At 62.6% G+C, this 18,585-nt stretch carries 17 protein-coding genes; 10 read left to right on the forward strand and 7 right to left on the reverse strand.

Annotated elements, in window-relative coordinates; all coding sequences use genetic code 11:
• The first annotated feature begins 54 nt into the window (after positions 1-54).
• The 7 genes from phnC to phnN all read left to right on the forward strand — a co-directional run bounded on the left by phnC (position 55) and on the right by phnN (position 6,956).
• Positions 55-915 (forward strand): phosphonate ABC transporter ATP-binding protein, encoded by an 861-nt coding sequence (phnC, locus tag ACT53S_RS20530; protein WP_476068354.1) that lies wholly within the window; start codon positions 55-57, stop codon positions 913-915.
• Positions 916-994: 79 nt separating this feature from the next.
• Positions 995-1,900: a phosphonate ABC transporter substrate-binding protein gene (gene phnD / locus ACT53S_RS20535; RefSeq protein ID WP_476068355.1), complete on the forward strand. Its 906-nt coding sequence runs from the start codon at positions 995-997 to the stop codon at positions 1,898-1,900.
• An 80-nt stretch (positions 1,901-1,980) separates the two neighbouring features.
• Complete coding sequence (gene phnE / locus ACT53S_RS20540) at positions 1,981-2,940, forward strand: phosphonate ABC transporter, permease protein PhnE (RefSeq protein ID WP_476068356.1); 960 nt, start codon at positions 1,981-1,983, stop codon at positions 2,938-2,940.
• Positions 2,941-2,950: 10 nt separating this feature from the next.
• The gene (phnE, locus tag ACT53S_RS20545; protein WP_476068357.1) at positions 2,951-4,465 is read left to right on the forward strand and encodes a phosphonate ABC transporter, permease protein PhnE; all 1,515 of its coding nucleotides are present in this window, start codon (positions 2,951-2,953) and stop codon (positions 4,463-4,465) included.
• Positions 4,466-4,520: 55 nt separating this feature from the next.
• Positions 4,521-5,234, forward strand: coding sequence for a DUF1045 domain-containing protein (locus ACT53S_RS20550; protein WP_476068358.1), 714 nt, complete (start codon positions 4,521-4,523; stop codon positions 5,232-5,234).
• Positions 5,227-6,363 carry an alpha-D-ribose 1-methylphosphonate 5-triphosphate diphosphatase gene (locus ACT53S_RS20555; RefSeq protein ID WP_476068359.1) on the forward strand — a complete coding sequence of 379 codons (1,137 nt, stop codon included), beginning with the start codon at positions 5,227-5,229 and terminating at the stop codon, positions 6,361-6,363. The genes ACT53S_RS20550 and ACT53S_RS20555 overlap by 8 nt, the downstream gene beginning before the upstream one ends.
• A complete protein-coding gene (gene phnN, locus ACT53S_RS20560; protein WP_476068360.1) occupies positions 6,360-6,956 on the forward strand; it encodes a phosphonate metabolism protein/1,5-bisphosphokinase (PRPP-forming) PhnN in 597 nt (198 codons plus the stop codon). The genes ACT53S_RS20555 and phnN overlap by 4 nt, the downstream gene beginning before the upstream one ends.
• Positions 6,957-6,980: 24 nt before the next feature.
• On the opposite strand, the gene ACT53S_RS20565 is transcribed toward phnN, so the two are convergent.
• The 5 genes from ACT53S_RS20565 to ACT53S_RS20585 form a co-directional block, all read right to left on the reverse strand.
• Positions 6,981-8,141, reverse strand: a complete 1,161-nt coding sequence (locus ACT53S_RS20565; RefSeq protein WP_476068361.1) for an HPP family protein — start codon at positions 8,139-8,141, stop codon at positions 6,981-6,983.
• A gap of 111 nt (positions 8,142-8,252) precedes the next feature.
• Positions 8,253-9,920: a urocanate hydratase gene (locus tag ACT53S_RS20570; RefSeq protein ID WP_476068362.1), complete on the reverse strand. Its 1,668-nt coding sequence runs from the start codon at positions 9,918-9,920 to the stop codon at positions 8,253-8,255.
• A gap of 23 nt (positions 9,921-9,943) precedes the next feature.
• The gene (locus tag ACT53S_RS20575; RefSeq protein ID WP_476068363.1) at positions 9,944-11,035 is read right to left on the reverse strand and encodes a DUF917 domain-containing protein; all 1,092 of its coding nucleotides are present in this window, start codon (positions 11,033-11,035) and stop codon (positions 9,944-9,946) included.
• The gene (locus ACT53S_RS20580; protein WP_476068364.1) at positions 11,016-12,299 is read right to left on the reverse strand and encodes a Zn-dependent hydrolase; all 1,284 of its coding nucleotides are present in this window, start codon (positions 12,297-12,299) and stop codon (positions 11,016-11,018) included. The genes ACT53S_RS20575 and ACT53S_RS20580 overlap by 20 nt, the downstream gene beginning before the upstream one ends.
• Positions 12,296-13,678, reverse strand: coding sequence for a dihydroorotase (locus ACT53S_RS20585; RefSeq protein ID WP_476068365.1), 1,383 nt, complete (start codon positions 13,676-13,678; stop codon positions 12,296-12,298). Before ACT53S_RS20585 ends, ACT53S_RS20580 begins: the two co-directional genes overlap by 4 nt.
• A gap of 130 nt (positions 13,679-13,808) precedes the next feature.
• On the opposite strand from ACT53S_RS20585, the gene ACT53S_RS20590 reads away from it, so the two are divergent.
• From ACT53S_RS20590 to ACT53S_RS20600, 3 genes are all read left to right on the forward strand, one after another.
• Complete coding sequence (locus ACT53S_RS20590; protein ID WP_476068366.1) at positions 13,809-14,990, forward strand: LysR family transcriptional regulator; 1,182 nt, start codon at positions 13,809-13,811, stop codon at positions 14,988-14,990.
• Positions 14,991-15,205: 215 nt separating this feature from the next.
• Positions 15,206-15,556, forward strand: coding sequence for an MbcA/ParS/Xre antitoxin family protein (locus ACT53S_RS20595; protein WP_113376915.1), 351 nt, complete (start codon positions 15,206-15,208; stop codon positions 15,554-15,556).
• 6 nt (positions 15,557-15,562) lie between these two features.
• Positions 15,563-16,060, forward strand: coding sequence for an RES family NAD+ phosphorylase (locus tag ACT53S_RS20600; RefSeq protein WP_142073341.1), 498 nt, complete (start codon positions 15,563-15,565; stop codon positions 16,058-16,060).
• A gap of 81 nt (positions 16,061-16,141) precedes the next feature.
• Here ACT53S_RS20600 and ACT53S_RS20605 read toward each other — a convergent pair whose 3' ends face one another.
• Positions 16,142-17,257 (reverse strand): RHE_PE00001 family protein, encoded by a 1,116-nt coding sequence (locus ACT53S_RS20605; protein WP_476068367.1) that lies wholly within the window; start codon positions 17,255-17,257, stop codon positions 16,142-16,144.
• A 310-nt stretch (positions 17,258-17,567) separates the two neighbouring features.
• Positions 17,568-18,383: an SDR family oxidoreductase gene (locus ACT53S_RS20610; protein WP_476068368.1), complete on the reverse strand. Its 816-nt coding sequence runs from the start codon at positions 18,381-18,383 to the stop codon at positions 17,568-17,570.
• Positions 18,384-18,585: the final 202 nt, after the last annotated feature.

The following is an 18,585-nucleotide window of genomic DNA, read 5'->3' on the forward strand; positions in this document are numbered from 1 at the left end:
ATGAAGCGCTAGTGGATAACCAGCACCGCAATCAATGACGGCGAAGGAACCACAATGCGCTTTCGGTTGGACAATCTCACCCGACAGTTCGGCAACCACAAGGCCGTCGATTCTGTCAGCATCGAGATCCCGGCGGGCCAGATGGTTGGTGTCATCGGTCGCTCCGGGGCGGGCAAGTCCACTCTTCTGCGCATGATCAACCGCCTGGTCGACCCCACTTCTGGTTCCATCCGTTTCGGTGATGTCGAGATATCCACATTGCGCGGTGCAGCACTCCGCAACTGGCAGCGCGACTGCGCCATGATCTTCCAGCAGTTCAATCTGGTGCCCCGTCTCGACGTTCTCACGAACGTTCTTCTGGGTCGCCTCAATCATCGCTCGACTGCGTTGTCCATGCTCAACATCTTCTCTCGCGAAGAGCGCCTCATGGCGATTGCAGCTTTGGAGCGTCTCGGCATCGAACAGACGGCGCTCCAGGCAGCCGGCACGCTGTCCGGTGGCCAGCAGCAGCGTGTGGCGATCGCCCGTGCGCTGATGCAGTCGCCGAAGATGGTTCTGGCCGACGAACCGATCGCCTCGCTCGATCCGCTCAATGCCAAGATCGTCATGGATGCGCTGCGCGACATCAACGAACGCGAAGGCATCACAGTCATCACCAACCTCCATACCCTGGATACCGCGCGCAATTACTGCGAGCGCATCATCGGCATGGCGCGTGGCCGGGTGGTGTTCGATGGCGCCCCCTCGGAACTGACAGCGGACGCCGTGCACGAGATTTATGGCGCCGATCGCCACGGCGCCGGCATCGATGAGACCATGACGTCGACGAGCATCAATATTGCGCATCAGGACAATGACGCTGCGCGCAAAATCCCATCCCCTGGCCTTCGCCCGCTGGCAGCTGCCGAGGCCTGAGCCACGAAGATCGCCAAGCCCGGCGTTACGGGTGTGCATTCAAACAATTCAATGATCCCAGGAAACAGGAGATAAGCTCATGTTGAAGAAGACCCTGCTTGCCGCCGTGGCTCTCGGCGCTCTCGCCGGTGCCGCTCATGCCGAAGACTTGAAGGAATTCCGCATCGGCATCCTCGGCGGTGAAAACGAAGCCGACCGTCTGCGCAATTTTCAGTGCATGGTCGACAAGCTGCCGGCTGCCATCGGCGTTGAAAAGGTTTCGCTGTTCCCGGCCGCTGACTATGACGGCGTCATCCAGGGTCTGCTCGGCGGCACACTCGACTATGCCGAACTCGGCGCTTCGGGCTTTGCCAAGATCTATCTCGCCAATGCCGATGCCGTTCAGCCGATCCTGACCACCGTGCAGACCGACGGCTCGATGGGCTACTACTCGATCATGGTTGCCCGCAAGGACAGCGGCATGACCAAGGTCACCGACATCAAGGGCAAGAAGCTCGGCTTCGCCGATCCGGATTCGACTTCCGGCTATCTCGTTCCCTCCGTCACGCTTCCGGAAGCGCTCGGCGCTCCGGTCAAGGAATATGTTGCTGAAACCGGCTTCGGCGGCGGCCACGAGAACCTCGTTCTCGAAGTGCTCAAAGGCACCTTCGATGCCGGCACGACCTTCGGTTCCGGCGTCGGCGAGTTCAAGGACGGCTACACCTCCGGCAACCTGCGCAAGATGGTCGACAAGGGTATCCTGAACATGGACGACCTCGTTGAGCTGTGGAAGTCGCCGCTGATCCCGAACGGCCCGGTCGTCGTGCGCACCTCGATGAACGAGGACATGAAGGCCAAGTTCAAGACGTTCATGATGGACCTGCCGACCTCTGACCCGGCCTGCTTCTCCGCCATCCAGGGTGGTGACTTCAAGGGCTTCACCGAAGTCAACGTCGACTTCTACAAGCCGATCATCGACGCCCGCAAGGCGACCATCGGCGGCTGATCCCGTTATCCGCGTCAGGAACCGCCGGTCTTCGCCGACCGGCGGTTCTTTCTTGAACCGCAGTCCGAAGGGGATGGTCGATGCACATGTCGACATTGCAGCCGCTGAGCGAAAGCGGCGCCGCCGTGGAACGCCATTGGCAGGAACTTGCCTCGAAGCGCCGTCTCTATACCGGGCTCGGGATCGTCATCCTGTTCTTTGCGGTGACCGGATCGGTGTGGTTCGCCAACGAGACCAATTCCGGCAAGTTCTTCGATCGACTGCCTTACCTCTTCGATTTCCTCGGCGATCTTGTGCCGCGCGACGGCTGGGAGATCTGGCGTGCCCTGTTTGATCTGCCCTCCCCCTATGACGACGGCAGTCTGAAATACAATTATCCGGATGGCCGGCTTTACCTGACCCAGAGCCTCTACATCCCCGAATATTTCTACAAGATGGTCGAGACGATCAACATCGCGCTGCTCTCGACGGTGATCGGCGTGCTCTTCGGTTTCTGCTTCGCCTTTCTCGCCGCCCGCAACATGATGCCGCTCGTCTGGGTGCGCTGGCCGATGCGCCGGGTGATGGAAGTGCTGCGTGCCTTCCCAGAAGTCGTCCTTGCCGGTTTCTTTCTCGCCATCCTGTCGCTCGGGCCGATCCCGGCCATCATCGCCGTCTCTATCCACACGATCGGTGCGCTGGGCAAACTGTTTTACGAAGTGATCGAGAATGCCGACATGCGCCCCGATGAAGGCTTGCGTGCGGTCGGCGCCAACTGGTTCGAGCGCGTCTGGTTCGGCATCACACCGCAGGTCATGCCGAATTTCCTGAGCTATTTCCTGCTGCGCTTCGAGATCAATGTCCGCGCCTCCACCATCATCGGTGCGGTCGGGGGCGGTGGTATCGGCGAATTGCTGCGGCTGTCGATCAGCCAGGGCCATGAGGCCAAGACGCTTGCGATCGTTCTTCTGCTGCTGACGACCGTCATTGCTGTCGACCAGTTCTCCGCTTCACTGCGCCGCAGGCTGGTCGGTGAGCAGGCCTTTCAGGGGGTAACGTGAGGATATGACGATGTCGATGACCAACACCGCCGAGCTGAACCGTCTGGCCGAACGCTATCCGCATGTGCTGCAACGCAGTCTCTGGCAACGCTACCGGATGCCGCTGTCGATCGGCATCGTTGCGCTCTACTTCGTCTTCTGCTGGTGGTTCTTTGCCGTTGGCAAGACGATCAATCAGGCGAACTGGGGGCTGGCCGGCAACTATCTCGCCGACTGGGTTTCCTATGAGATCCGCCCTGAATTCCAGATTGCGCCTGACGGTACGATGCAGATCACCTATCCGCGCTTCGACCCGATCGGTCCCCATCCAAACCCGGACTGGATCGACGCCAGAAAGGAAACGATCACCCGCACTCTGACGGATGCCGCCCGTGCCGCGTCGTCGGCAATTCCGGCTGCGCCAAAGTCTTCGTTCAGCTTCCTCGCACCGGTCGCACCGCAGGCGAATAGCACTGAACAAGCGGCGCCTGCCGCACCCAAGACGGTGACGGAAGAGGTGATCACCAGCGCTCATGTCTCGCTCGGCAGCGCAGCAAGCATTGACCTCGACGGCAGCAATCTCACGCTGACGCGGGACGGCGAGACCGTCTCGCTGAAACTCGACCATGTCGCGGACACTGTCACCGTCGAGGGCGCGCTTCCCGACTGGGTCGAGCAGCGTTCGGAAGGTGGTCGCGTCATCGCCTATTTCGGCATGGCCGGCTGGATCGACGTCACCGCCGAGCGGGTGCGGGTGCGCAAGCGCTTCCTCGGCTGGGAAAACTTCATCTTCGACACCAACTCGCCCTTCTTCGATCTCACGCCGTCTCAGGTGCTGCACAAGATTGCGTCGGAGGAGCGGATCGATCCGAAGATGAGCAATCTGGCGCTGGCCTGGAACAACGTACTGTATAATTCTTCCTGGCAGCATCTCGACGTCTGGACCAAACTGCTGCAGACCATCGTCATGGCTTTCATGGGCACGCTGCTTGCGATGCTGGTGGCTTTCCCGCTGTCCTTTGTGGCCGCCCGCAATATCAGCCGCAACCGTCCGATGAACCAGCTGACCAAGCGCTTCTTCGACTTCCTGCGCTCCGTCGACATGCTGATCTGGGCGCTGTTTTTCACTCGTGCCTTCGGCCCCGGGCCGCTCGCCGGCATATCCGCGATTTTCTTCACCGACACCGGCACGCTGGGCAAGCTCTATGCCGAAGCGCTTGAGAACATCGATGACAAGCAGCGGGAAGGCGTCAAGTCCGTGGGAGCGTCGCCCATGACAGTCCAGCGCTTCGGCGTATTGCCTCAGGTTCTTCCTGTCTTCGCCTCACAGGCGCTCTATTTCTGGGAAAGCAATACGCGTTCGGCCACGATCATCGGTGCCGTCGGCGCCGGTGGTATCGGGTTGAAGCTCTGGGAAGCGATGCGCACCAACTCCGACTGGGAAAATGTCGCCTATATGGTGGTGTTGATCCTGATCGTCGTCTTCGTCTTCGATGCCATTTCCAATAGCCTGCGCTCCCGACTCATGGGAAAAAGCCGGCACTGATCCGGAACGGGCGCAACTCGTTGTGCCCGTCCCCCAGCATTCCGAAAGCACCACCTTGCGCTACGCCCTGTATTTTACGCCCGCCGAAGACGCCCCCCTCACCCGCGCAGCCTCTGCCTGGCTGGGACGGGACGCTTTTACCGGGGAGACCCTGCCCCAGGAAGATCATCCGGGCTTTGAAGCCGGCGAAGTGTTTAAACTCACTGACGATCCGCGCCGTTACGGATTTCACGCGACGCTCAAGGCACCGTTTTCTCTGAAGAATGGTTGCAGCGAGGCCGATCTGCTCGCAGCGCTTACGGAGTTCGGGGCACGCCAAACCGCCTTCGCCATCCCCTCGATTGTCGTCGGACAGCTTGGTCCCTTCTTCGCGCTGGTGCCTGAAACACTGCATCCGCCGCTTCAGGACTTTGCGGCTGCCGTGGTCGAGGCCTTCGAACCCTTTCGCGCACCTCTCTCTGAGGCCGATATCGCGCGGCGCAATCCCGAACGACTGAGTGAGCGCCAGCGCAAGAACCTGGTGGCCTGGGGCTATCACCATGTCTTCGAGGATTTTCGCTTTCATATGACACTGACCGGCCCCGTCTCCGAAGAACGCGCCGATGTGATGCGGAAACTGCTGGAACGTCGTTTCGCCCTCTTCACCGCAAGGCCGCTTGTGATCGATTCGCTCACGCTCTTCATCGAGCCCGAACGCGGCGCCCCCTTCCTCGTCCATTCCCGGCAGCCCCTCTCCCCTGCCCCAACCAATGGTTATCATCATGGCTGAACTTGTCCTCTCCAATGCCCGCATCGTTCTGGAGGACCGTATCGTTCACGGCAGCCTGATCGTTCGCAATGGTTTGATCGAAGCGATCGATGAGGGCGCAAGCCGCGTCGGCGAAGACCTCGGCGGCGACTACATCGTTCCGGGTCTTGTGGAGCTCCACACCGATCATCTCGAAGCCCATTATTCACCGCGCCCCGGCGTGCGCTGGGACAAAACGTCGGCCATCCAGGCGCATGACGCCCAGGTGGTGACATCGGGTATCACGACCGTGTTCGATTGCCTGCGCATGGGCTCGGACGAGGATGGTGGCTTCGACAAGGGCGAGATGCGCGATATGGCCGATGCCATCCAGGCGGCCGAAAAGGACGACCGTCTTCGCGCCGATCACCTGATCCACCTGCGCTGCGAGGTCGCCTCGAACAACGTGCTCGACCACTTCGCCGATTTCGAGACCGACCCGCATGTCCGTCTCGTTTCCCTGATGGACCATTCCCCGGGGCAGCGGCAGTTCCAGACGATGGATCAATACACGCTGTACTACAAAACCAAGCGTGGTCTCTCGGACGAAGCCTTCGCTCGCTTCGTCGAAAGCCGGCTGGCTCTGTCTGCACGGTATTCCGGCATCCACCGCGACACTCTCGCCCGCATCTGTGCCGAGCGCGGCATCACGGTGGCAAGCCACGATGATGCGACGCTTGCCCATGTCGAAGAAGCCAAGGGTCATGGCGTAAAACTCGCCGAGTTCCCGACCAGCCTTGAGGCGGCCGAGGCCTCGCACAAGGCTGGCATGAGCGTGCTGATGGGCGCGCCCAATGTCGTGCGCGGCAAGTCCCATTCCGGCAATATCGCCGCCCGCGATCTCGCCAAGCTCGGCGTGCTCGACGTACTGTCCTCCGACTACGTGCCGCTCAGCCTGCTGCATGCCGCCTTTGTGCTCGCCGATGATATCGACGGCATCGATCTCCCGTCGGCTCTGGCCATGGTGACCGCGACACCGGCCCGCACGGTCGGTCTGGAGGATCGCGGCCGGATCGCTCCGGGCTTGCGTGCGGATCTGGTGCATGTCCGCCGGCCGGAAGGCGTCCCGGTGGTCAAGGCCGTCTGGCGTCAGGGACGGCGGGTGGCGTGATGGACGGCCAGCCGCAATCCCCTGTCTCGGTGAAGGCCGGTATGCTGGTGGCGGTGGTAGGCCCGAGCGGGGTCGGCAAGGACAGCCTGATCGCCGGTGCCAGAACTGCGTTTGCAGATTCGTCAGCCGTTGTTTTCGCGCGGCGCCTGATTACCCGCCCGGCCGATGAGGCCGGGGAGAATCACATGCCGGTTTCAGCGGAAGATTTCGATCAGCTCGAAAAGGCCGGAGCCTTTGCCGTCAGCTGGGACGCACATGGGCTGAACTACGGTGTCCCTGCAGCGGTCCTGGATGAACTCGCGGCTGGCCGCGTCGTTGTTGTCAATGGCTCTCGCTCGGCACTTGGCCGTTTCCAGGCGGTGTTCCCTCGCCTGTTGGTCGTCAACGTGACGGCGAGCCCTGACGTTCTGGCCGCCCGACTTGCCGGTCGTGGCCGTGAAACTCGGGAAGAGATCGAGGCAAGGCTCGCCCGCGCTGTCGATCCCCTGCCGGAGAGCTTTGACGTCGTGACCATCGACAACAGCGGAGCTCTCGACGAGGGCGTCGAGAAACTGGTCGCGCTCCTGAAGCGCCTGGCGTGTGACGTCGCCTGATTTCCGGCCTACTTTCGTCTCTGGTCAGAAATGAGCGATGCTGTCGAGATTCGACTGGAAGAGTGCGCCCAGCAGATCCGACTGGCTGATGATCCCGATCAGCCGGTTGTCACCGTCGACCACCGGCATCTGATCGATGCCCTGGTCGACCATGGGTGATACCAGCGCGGTGATTGTTGTCTGGGGCATGGCCGACTGCACCTTGCGGCGCATGATCTCTTCGACACGCTTCGGCAAGGCTTCTCTGCGCAGCGACGCCATGATCGTATGGCCGAAGCCGAGGCGAAGGGTGCCCTCCCCCGAGAGGACCGAGTTCTCCAGGAAATCGTCCAGTGAGACGATGCCGACCAGGTGCCCCGTCTCGTCGGTGACAGGCAGAGCTTTGATGTGACGCGTCATGAAGATGCGCCACACCGTTTTGAGGCTGGTGCCCGTCTCGACGGACAGCACGTCACGAGACATGACATCTTCGCAGGTGACGCCGCCGGCCTGACGCTCGAAGGCGCGGATCTGCGCCTTGTGAAACAGGAGGTCCAGATCATCCGTGCTGACCGGGACGACCTCGTCGAAATCCTGGATCGCCGCGGCAATGTCGCTTTCACCGGGGCCGATGCGGTGGCCAGGCAAGGGATCGGATGTCTTCTGCGCCGGCTGGCCGGGCGCGGGTGCAAGATGCGGATAGCGGCGACCGGTGACATTGTTGAAGAGCAGCGCGACCGATAGCAGGACGACCGAATTCAGGGCGATCGGCGAGAGCGCGAACCAGTAGCCCGCATCATGAATGGCCGGTCCACCGAGCACAGCGGTGAGCGCGACGGCACCGCTCGGTGGATGCAGGCAGTTGAAGACGAGCATGGCGGCGATCGCAAGCGCAATGGCGACGCCAGCGGCGATCAGCACATTGGGGATGAAAAGCGCGCAGGTGACCCCGATCAAGGCCGCCACCAGATTGCCGCCGAGGATGGACCACGGCTGGGCGAGCGGGCTTGCGGGCGCTGCGAACAGGAGCACTGCCGACGCGCCCATCGGGGCGACGATCATTGGGACGCTGCCATTGCCCCCCAGCGCCAGAGAGCTGACGAGACCGGTAAGGCAGATACCGGTCAAGGCACCGGCCGAAACACGAAGCCTCTCGCGCAGACTGGTGCGGACCAGCCCAGGGCTGAGGCGTTGAAGCAAGGACATGGCAATTCCACGAGAGATTTGCCTCTCTGTTAGTCTATTGCTGGATAAATAGGCAGCAAATTCCTTGCTTATGACGACCGCGAAGTGAAATCTTCGTCCGGTGTTTTGTGTTCACGCCGATCCGAGCGGAAGATAGCCGACGCCGGACGCTTCTGCGGCCTCGATCGCCGTCTCATAACCGGCGTCGGCATAGCGGATGATACCCAGAGAGGTGTCATTGGTGAGGGCATGTGAAAGGCGTTCGGCCCCCGCTTCTGTCCCGTCAGCGACGATGGTGACGCCGGCACTCGTCATGAAGCCTGCATAACCGCCGCCACCCGAATGGATCACGACCAGATCGGCCATCGAGGCGCAGAGCGTCATGGCATTGATCAGCGGCCAGTCGGCGATGGCGTCCGATCCGTCCTTCATGTTCTCCGTCATGATGTTGGGATGGGCCATGGCCCCGGCATCGAGATGGTCACGCGAGAATGCGACCGGACCCTTCAACGCGCCAGTGGCGACCAGCTCATTGACCGCGACCGCAAGGCGGGTGCGCTCCCCATGGCCGAGCCAGGCGATGCGGGCGGGTAAGCCCTCGAAGGGCACATACTGCCGCGCCAGTGAGATCCAGTTGGTGACGATCTGGTTGTCGGGGAAGAGTTCGAGCACGAGATCGTCGATGCGGGCGATGTCGCTTTCCTCGCCCGACAGAGCCATCCAGCGAAAGGGCCCGATCGCCTTGCAGAACAGCGGACGCAGATAGGCCTCGGTGAAGATCGGGATGTCGAAGGCGTTGGCTACGCCGCCCTCTCGTGCCTGGGTGCGGATGAGGTTGCCGTTGTCGAAGACTTCCGAACCCTTTTTCTGGAAGGCGAGCATGGCGCGCACATGATCGACGATCGACGCGCGACTGGCAGCCATCAGCTGCGCCGGTCCCTCCTCCCGCAGCCGTCGGACGTCCGCAAGGCTCATGCCTTTCGGTACATAGCCATAGACCAGGTCATGCGCCGAGGTCTGATCCGTGACGATATCGGGCACGATGCCGCGCGCCTCGATCTTCGGGTAGATGTCGGCAGCATTGCCGACGAGGCCGACGGAGATCGCGCGCTTGTCCGCCACCGCCTCGTCGATCAGGCGTAACGCCGTGTCGAGATCCGGCGCGACGACGTCGAGGAAGCCAATCGCCCGGCGCTTTTCGGCACGTTCCGGATCGATGTCGACGGCGAGGATCGCAGCCCCAGCCATGCGCCCTGCCAATGGCTGGGCGCCACCCATGCCACCAAGGCCCGCCGTCAGGATGAAGCGGCCGGCGAGCGATCCGCCGAAGCGTCGTTCGGCGATCCGCATGAAGATTTCGTAGGTGCCCTGGATGACGCCCTGCGAGCCGATATACTGCCATGCACCGGCGGTCAGTCCGCCCCAGCAGATAAGCCCCTTTTTCTCCAGGTCGTAGAAGATCTCGGCTTTGGCCCATTGTCCGACGATGTTGCAATTCGCCATGATGACGAGTGGTGCCTTGGCATGGGTTTTCAAAAGGCCGACCGGCTTGCCCGACTGGATGATCAGCGTCTGGTCCTCGTCCATCGACAACAACGTCTCGACGATCTTGGCATGCGCCGGCCAGTTGCGCGCGGCCTTGCCGAGCGCGGCATAGACGATCAGCCGATCGGGATCCTCGCCGACGGAGAGCACGTTTTCAAGCAAACGGAGAAGCGCCTCCTGCCGCCAGCCTTTCGCCCTCAGTTCTGGACCGCCGGGGATGGGAAAGCCGGGATGGCGCGGATTGGGTTTCGGCATGGGAAATTTCCTTCGGCGTTCGATCAGTCGGCGAGTGCGTAATCGGCAATCCGGATGCCGAGCGCCTTTTCGACGGGCGGATAGACGGCTGGATCTTTCACCCCCGCTGAGAGCGGGATCACCGTTTTCGGCACATGCAGGACGAAGATCGGCATGCCCTCGTGCAACTGTCCGACGCTGAGCGGCTCGCCTTCGGTCGAGAGCGTCGTGATGACATCCGGGAAGGTCGCCAGCCGGTTGCCGCCGGCATCGTCGACGGCCATGTATTCGTTCATGATGTGCAGCGTGATGGCCGTGTCGTCGGACCCGACCGTGACGGTCCCGACGTCGAAGGCTTCGTTGGTGTAGACGACCGACTTCTTTGTCACGATCCCTTCCTTCAGGATCGTGCCGGACGTCGCCTTGACGATGGCGTCGATGACGGCCCCCGCCCCCCTGGCTTCGGCAGCGATGATCGCTTCGCCGAGTGCAAGTGCCAGCGAGATCCCGCCCAGCGCCGCGTTTCGCCGAACATAGGAGGCGCGCAGCGGATTGCGGCAGGAGGCGATGAAGCCGCCGGACTGGTCGGCGGCTGTGCGCAGGATCGGCGAGACCTTGGCGGTGGCACCGCGGACGACCAGTTCGATGTAACGGTTTCCCGCCCGGTTGCCGCCGACGGCCGTCTGGATCATCTGCTCCGGCGATCCCGCCATGCCGATCGCGCCCATGTCGCCGGTCGGATGAGCGCGAATGTCGCCGACGGCATCGACGACCTTGGTACCGAGAATGGCCGAGGGCAGCCAGCCGTTCAGCGTCGAGGACTTGCCATTCTGGCCGATGATCAGGCCGGCGAGCTTTTCGCCCAGCGCCTCCTGCAGCAACTGCACCGCCTTGACGTAGTCCACGCCCTGCATTTCCCAGGGGGTTGTCGAAGCCGGCGCCCCGATCGCGGCGGCCGTCGCCACCCAGTCGTTATCTGAGAGTTCGTCGATCGAGACGAGTTCCGGCTTGCCGATGCTGACGGCTGCATAGCCGAGCATACGGCCGTGATCGGCCCAGCCTCCGCCACCCGCAGCATAGACGGAACCGCCCTTGACTGCCGCTTCGACGTCCTTTTCAGTCAGTATGCGTCCCATCATCGATCTCCCTGGTTGGATTGGCGAGTTGATCGTCCAGTGTGAGGACGGCTTCGAGCAGCACGGCCGAGCCCAGCGCGATATCGGCGGTCTCTGCCCATTCCTCCGGTGTGTGGCTGCGTCCACCGGCGCAGGGGATGAAGACCATGCCGGTCGGGCAGATGCGCGCCATGAAGGCCGCGTCGTGGCCGGCGCCCGAGGCCATGCGGCGATGAGTGGCGCCCGTTGTCTGGCAGCCCGTTTCCAGGGCCTCGATCACCTGATCGTCCATCGGGGTTGCGGGATTGTCGGAAATCACTCTTGGCGCGGCGATCATGACGCCTGTCTCTCGGCCCACGGCGTCGACCGCACTGTGCAGCTGCCGTTGAAATTGATCGAGATCTTCACGTTGCTCCGCCCTGACATCGAGCAGCATGCGGACCCGTGAGGGCACCACATTGGCGGCGTTCGGCTCGATTTCGAATTCCCCGACCGTGGCCGCGAAATGTCCGGGCGTCGCGGCGAGTTCTAAACCGAGACGCTGGATGTCGAGCACCAGTTTCGCGGCGGCGACCAGCGCATCCTGCCGCGCCGTCATCGGTGTCGTGCCGGCGTGATCGGCGCGGCCCTGCACCACGATCTCGATCCGGGTGATGCCGGCAATCGCGGTCACCACGCCGATGTCGAGACGCGCCGTTTCAAGCACGGGGCCTTGTTCGATGTGGAGTTCGAGGAAGGCGCGGATATCGCTGCGGGCGCCTGAGGTTTGCGGCTTGCCGCCGACCAGGGTGAGCCCCTCTTCCAAGGTCAGATCCCCTGCCCGTCGCTCCAGCCATTCGGGAGGGCGCAAACCTGCCATACCCCGGCTTCCGATACAGGAGACGCCGAAGATGGAGACTTCTTCGGCGAGGAAATCGACGATCTCCAGGTCATGGGCGAGAGTGATGCCCCGGTCTGCAAGGCTGCGTGCGACTTCGAGTGCAGCCACAACGCCGGCAACGCCGTCGAAGCGGCCCCCTTCCGGCACCGTGTCCGAATGCGATCCCAGCATCAGCACCCCGAGGCCGGGCACTTTCCCCGGACGCTTGCCGATCAGATTGCCGCTCGCATCGATCCGCGTTTCGAGACCGGCACTTTTGAAACGGGCTTCGAGATAGGCGCGCCCATCGAGAAAGAGCGGGGTGAAGGCGCGTCGCGTGTATGGGCGATCCGGTTCTGTGATGGCGGCGAGCGCCTCGATATCTGCTGAGATGCGCGTGGCATCTACGACGAGGTTCTGCCTCATGCGGGAAGATCCTGAAGTGGCAGCCTTGCCGGCGGGCGCATGAACTGTCCGTTGCCCGGTTCGGCGAGCACGCGGCTTCCATCGAAGGCGAGCCGTCCGCGGAGATAGGTGGCCGCCACCCGGTAGGGCAGCGTCATGCCGTTATAGGGCGACCACCCGACGACGTTGTGACCGCTCGCAGAGGCGTCATAGCTATGGTTGCTGGGGGTCATCACCGCGATATCGGCATGTTTGCCGACCTCGAGTGCGCCTTTGACGTGATCCAGGCGGAAATGTCGGGCCGGATTCTGAGCCATAAGCCGCGCTGCCCAGGTGAGCGAAATGCCGCGATCCAGTGCGCCCTTGACGAAAAGCGGCAGCATGACTTCGAGCCCCGGCACGCCGGAGGAATTGGCGAGCATGTCCGGATGGGTCTTGCGCTGCTCCGACCAGCTGACATGGTCGGTCGAGACGAGGGTGACATTGCCGGCCGCGACATGGCGCCAGAGTTTTTCGACTTCGGCGCGCGGCCGGATCGGCGGATTGATCTTGGCCTTGCCGCCGAGCCGCCGCACATCGTTTTCCTCGTCAAGAACGAGATAGTGGATGCAGGCCTCGACGGTTGCCGCATGGCCTTGCGCGCGATAGCCAGCGGCGATCTCGTAACCGCGACCGAGCGAGCAATGCACGACATGCGCGGGGCAGCCGGTCGCCACGCCCGTCTCAAAGATCTGGTGCATGGCGAGGAGTTCGGTGAGCGGGGGGCGCGACAGACCGTGGGCGCGGTAGTCGGTGATGCCCGCAGCCTTTACGGCCTCGATGGCCGCCCGCACGAATTCGTCATCTTCATTATGCACTCCGGCCGTTAGCCCTGTTGGGGCGATCGCGGCAAAACAGGATTGCAGACGAGCAGCCGGGATGCGGGGGAAACGTTTCGGATCGGTGCCGAAGGTGGAGAATTTGAAGGCCGCGACTCCAGCTTCGACCTGTTCGAGGATCCGCGCCGGCCCCTCTTCCGGGTCTATGGTGCCGTAAAGTGCAAAATCGACCCGCGCCTGGGCAGAAGCATGAGCCACCTTTCGCTTCACGGCCGCAGCCGAGCAGATCAGATCGCCTTCGTCATAGGGCATGTCGACGATCGTGGTCACACCGCCCGCCGCCGCAGACCGAGTGGACCAGATGAAATCCTCCTGATCCTTCTGGCTGAGAGAATGGACCTGCGCATCGATCGCGCCTGGCAGGATAAGCGCATCGCCGAGATCATGCCGCTCGCGACCGGCAGGGGCCGTTCCGACGCCGATTTCGGCGATCATGCCTTGGCGAACGGCAATGTAGCCGGAGGGGACGATGCGATCGGGGAGAACAAGGGTTCCCTTGAGAACCAGATCGAAGTCCGTCATGACCTTCTCCCCTGCGGCCGTCCTGTGTGATGTCAGCAATGGAAGTGTATTGCTTTATCGTCGAAGCGGGATATCCCATATGTTGAACAGGGGATGCGGATGACCGTGTCCCCTTCCGCCAAGGACCGGGATGGATACGTTCACGCTGATTGCCGGCCACACGATTTTGACGACAGGGGGACTGCGTCAGGCTGCGCGTTTGCTGGGACGTCCCGTTGCCAGCGTATCGGCCGCTCTTTCCCGTTTGGAAAAGGCGCTTGCCACGCCGTTGATCATCAAGGCGCCCTCGCGAAGTGCTCCCACACTCGAGGCGCAGCGCCTGCGATCGGAGTTGGAGCGAGCAGCCGACATCTGCCTGAAGCTGCATGCTCTCTTCGTGACTGCCCGACCTGACTCTAAACCGGTAAACACCGTGAGCCTCCTCGCTTTACGACGGTTTTGCGAGGTCGTGCGGTCCGGCAGCATCCGGCGAGCGGCACAAAGTCTGCAGACGGGCCAGCCGCAACTGTCGCGACAGATCGCAGGCCTCGAAGCAATGGTTGGCCAGCCCCTCCTTGAGCGCAGCGGCCGGGGCACGCAGCCGACATCGGTCGGTCGTGCACTCATGGTGCTGGCCGAAATGTTGGAGACCACCTGGCAGAGCATGACCGGACAGGCCGACAACGCGTTTCGCCGGACCATCTCGACATTCCGGCTCGGCACCATCATCCCGCTCGGACATGAAAGTGAGACGGCGCGGCAACTCGCGGCTCTTGCCGCGCGCTGGCTCTCGGAGCGGCCGAAGACGCCGCTCTTCATCTCCAGCACGACGGCCGAGGACCTGCTCGCCGGATTGCAGTCTGGGCAGTTTGACCTTGCCTTGCTCGACACCGACCTCGTGCCCCCGCATCTGGAGCAGAAGATCGTCGCGAGCCTTCGGCTCGCGGTCGTCGGGCAGCCGGCTCTGATGAGCGACAGCGCGGAAAGTCTGCGGAGCCTATTGCAACGACTGCCAATTGCCGTGCCGAGCAAGCGCAGCGGACTGCGTCAGCGCTTTTCCGATCTTTTAGGCGGGCTTATGACAGAGGCCGAGCGGGAGGCGATGACGCTGGTGGAAGTCGATTCTCTGCCGATCCTAGTCAACCTCGTTCTGCAACACGGCTTTCTCGCCGTGCTACCGGAGGCGGCCTTCTCCGATATTGACGAGCCGCTATCGGCGATTGCTCTTGACCCGGCCTATGACCTGAAGCTCACCCTCGCCTGGCCGCCGACCTTTTCCGGCCGGCGCCTGGCGGAAATGGTGATGAGGACACTTTGGACGGATGTGCGATGATGTGGTGACGGCGCCCCGACGCCAAGCGCCAGCTTCAACGGGGCGGATCGGGCTGCGGCTCCAAGAATCCGCAGAAGGACGACTTGAATGTGCAAGACGCTAATGGCGATGAAGATGCCAACTGCCGCCCTCCCCTCCCCCGCGCCACGCTTGAATGCCAAAAAAATTGACGCTATATTACGGCAGAATGTTTGAGATGAAACAGAGGCCATCACATGGGACTTGCCCAATACGCCGATGACGGCCTGTTTTCGCCGCGTAAGATCGCGGAAGTTCTGCGCACGACCAGCGAGGAAATCGCTCGGACCGCCGGGCTGGGCAAGGATGCCATTCAGCGCAAGGATCGGATCCGCTCGGACAAGACCCAGCGACGTCTGCGAGAGATGACCGAGGTCGTCAACAAGGTCGAGCCGCGCTTCGGATCGGCGCTGATGGCCTATGCCTGGTACCGTTCCGAGCCTCTGCCGGGTTTCTCCGGGATGACGGCGATGCAACTGGTGCGCGACGGCCGTGCCGAAGAAGTTCTCGACTATATCGACGCCGTCGATGCCGGCGTCCATGCCTGACGGCCGATGCGATTTCAGGGGAAGCTCTACAGAGCGCTCAATCCAGTTTTTGCGCGCGAGCCTTTGTCGGGTCGCGGGGCCGAACTCTATGGCGGTCGCTTCAACAGGAAGGGTACGCCGGCCCTCTACACGTGCCTGTCCGTGATGACGGCGCTGCGGGAGGCCAACCAGGCCGGTCGTCTGCAGCCCACCACATTGATTGCCTATGATGCGGATATCGAGCGGGTCTTCGATACCCGGGACGGCGCCGAGCTGTCGCGCATCGGCATGACCGCGTCCCTCCTCGCGGATCCAACTTGGCGGGATCAGATGAAGACTAAGGGTGAAGCGAGAACGCAGGCCTTTGCAAGAGAACTGGTGTCTGCCGGTTACCACGGCCTTCTGGTCAGAAGTTTCGCACCTGGCTCGACTGAAGACGACCTCAATCTGGTGCTCTGGGGGTGGGGTCCGGTCGCTCCGTCGCGTCTTACCCTGATCGACGACGAACAGCGGCTCTCCCGGTGATCCCCCTCCCCGGGCTGTCCCGATGCCAGCCGTTGCGGTGGTGTCGATGATCCTTTCGCCGCAAGCGGGCCTCGATCCCGGCTAGAGAATCCCCCAGGCCCTGAAGCGTCCCCTGCCCGTCATTTCGCGCAGGCCGAGTTCGGCCACGATGCGGCGGGCTGCCTGTTGCGTCACCCCGAGCGTCTCGCCCACCATAGCGGCGGAGACTAGTGGCCGCGCCATGACGAGGTCGATGAGCGCCGGAAGGCGCGACGAGGTGCGTCGTCCCTGAAGCTTGCGTTCCAACACCTGTCGGGCAAGCGCCAACCGGTCGTGCTCCCTGAGCCCGATTTCGGCTGCCGCCTGCAGCGCTTGGGTGATAGAAAGCAGGCGCACGTCCCGGTCCGCATGTCGCCTGCGATCGATGGCGACGGTTTTCAGGCCGAGGTTGAAAGTTACGAGATGCCCAGCGGTCGTCAGTCTCGACTGTCGAAGTATTGCGGCTGCAAGCAGCCGCCCAAGCCACGGGGCGTGCTGAAGCACGGCGAGCGAGTTCCAGGCATCCAGCGCGATGACCGCCTGAAAGACAGGAGGCAGATCTGCAGTGCGAAGCACGATCTGGAGCCATTCCTCCAGCCTTGCATCTTCGTCCCAATCCAGATCGTAGAGGAAGGGGTCGCGCTCGCGTGAGTGTCGGACTGTCGGCGACGTCGCGCCGGCAAGGGTTGCCTCTGTTCGTTTCAGCAAAGCATCGAGGGATCTGAGCTCGCGCGAGAGCGCATCCTCATTCTCACCATCCCGGCCATCGGCGGCGGTGATCGATGCAGCATCCATTGGTCTCTGCGGCAAGCTCTTCGTCTCCGGCGCCGCCCGCACCAACCCACGCAAGGCGCTCAGTCCCGCCTGGCTCAACACCCAGTCCGGGGGATGTGACGCAATTCGTCTGCGGCATCGCAGGACATCGCGGGCAATGGTCAGTTCATGCGTCGGGGCGCGGATATCGTGGCCGTCCGAATGCAGGACGAGGTCCTCTACAGTCACAAGTTCACCGTCGACCCACAGCGAAGCGCAGGCGTCTGCGAAATGGGCTCGTTCGACTAAGCCTCGGCCCAGGCTGGAGCAAGCGATCCGTTCATCGAGCCGCGCAAGACCTGCGGCCGCGTCAATGGCAGGGCGCAGCAGGGTTTTCACGGGCAGATGTGCCAGATCATAAGACATTGAATTTATGGTAAACGAAACGTAAAACGAAAGCTATCCAAGGGTTAGGGTTCGCCACTCCCTCATCGCCTTGTAAACCCGATGTCGGGTGTCAACGCGTCTCGCGACTCAAAGCTAGTGCAAGGGGCCGACCGGGGGAAGGGCCTAGGCTGCAGCACGCTGGTTTTTTGTCGAAGATTCACAGATTGCGTTGGGCGCCACGCTCGCTAGAGCCGCCGGCATATTCCCAGACTATCCGTCCTGACGTCCAGCACGACGACAGGCCACGTGCACCCCTGTGAAAGTTGCACGCAGCCCGTCGGCAATTTTGTCATACCGTCATCGCAACACGCGGGTGTGGACTGTCTTCATACGCGCCCCACACCGACTGGTCGAAGTTGATTGTGGCACCCGTCATCAGACCCGACTCCTCGGAGGAGAGATAGGCGCAGGCGCGGGCCACTTCTGCAGGATCCACCAACCGGCCAAAGGGTTGCCGCGCGGCTGCCTGAGACAGCCAGTCTGGATCGGCGCCATGGTGCTCCCGCTGGATACGATCCTCACCGTCGCTTGCCATCCAGCCGATGTTGAGTGCGTTCACGCGAATGCGGTTCTTCAGCAGGGCAAAGGCGGTGTTGCGGGTGAGCGTGTCGATGGCACCCTTAGACGCGCAATAGGCGGCGATAAAGGGTTGGCCGGCCATCGCCGACATGGAGGAGATGTTGACGATCGTTCCTTCCGTGCCGGTCTCGATCATCAGCTTGATAGTATCCTGCATCAGGAAAAACGGGGCGCGGGTATTGATGGCGAACATGCGATCGAAGAGGGCGGGATCGGTGTCGAGGATGGTGCCGCGATCGGTGATGGCAGCGACATTGACCAAGGCGTCAATCCGACCGAAGGCGCTCCTGGCTGTGGCGATAACCTTGCGGCATGCATCGACTTCCGCGAGGTCGGCGGAGACGAATTCAACGCGACATCCGTAACGCTGTCGTAGGTCTTCGGCCCTTGCCTTCCCCTTGTCGGCGCTGCGACCGCAGATGACGAGACCCGCGGCACCCCGCTCTGCAAACAGGCGCGCGACCTCCGCGCCCAATCCTTGGGTGCCGCCGGTAACCACGGCAAACTTGCCGTCCATTCTTCCCATGATGCTCCTCCTCGTGCGGTGGAACCGCGGCCCGTGCCGCTGCTCCGCATTCAAAATGCGGCGCCATGATCCCTGTCTCGAGCTACAGCGCAAGGGCCATTCCACAGATTTCAGCACGGCGTCCGCGGTGTGGGCTGGAAGTGTTGACAGCTGTCAACCTCACCCGGTTTGCGGCGGCCCGACGCTTCGGATCCATCAGCGC

It is taken from the genome of Allorhizobium sp. DMC15 (genome assembly GCF_056314065.1).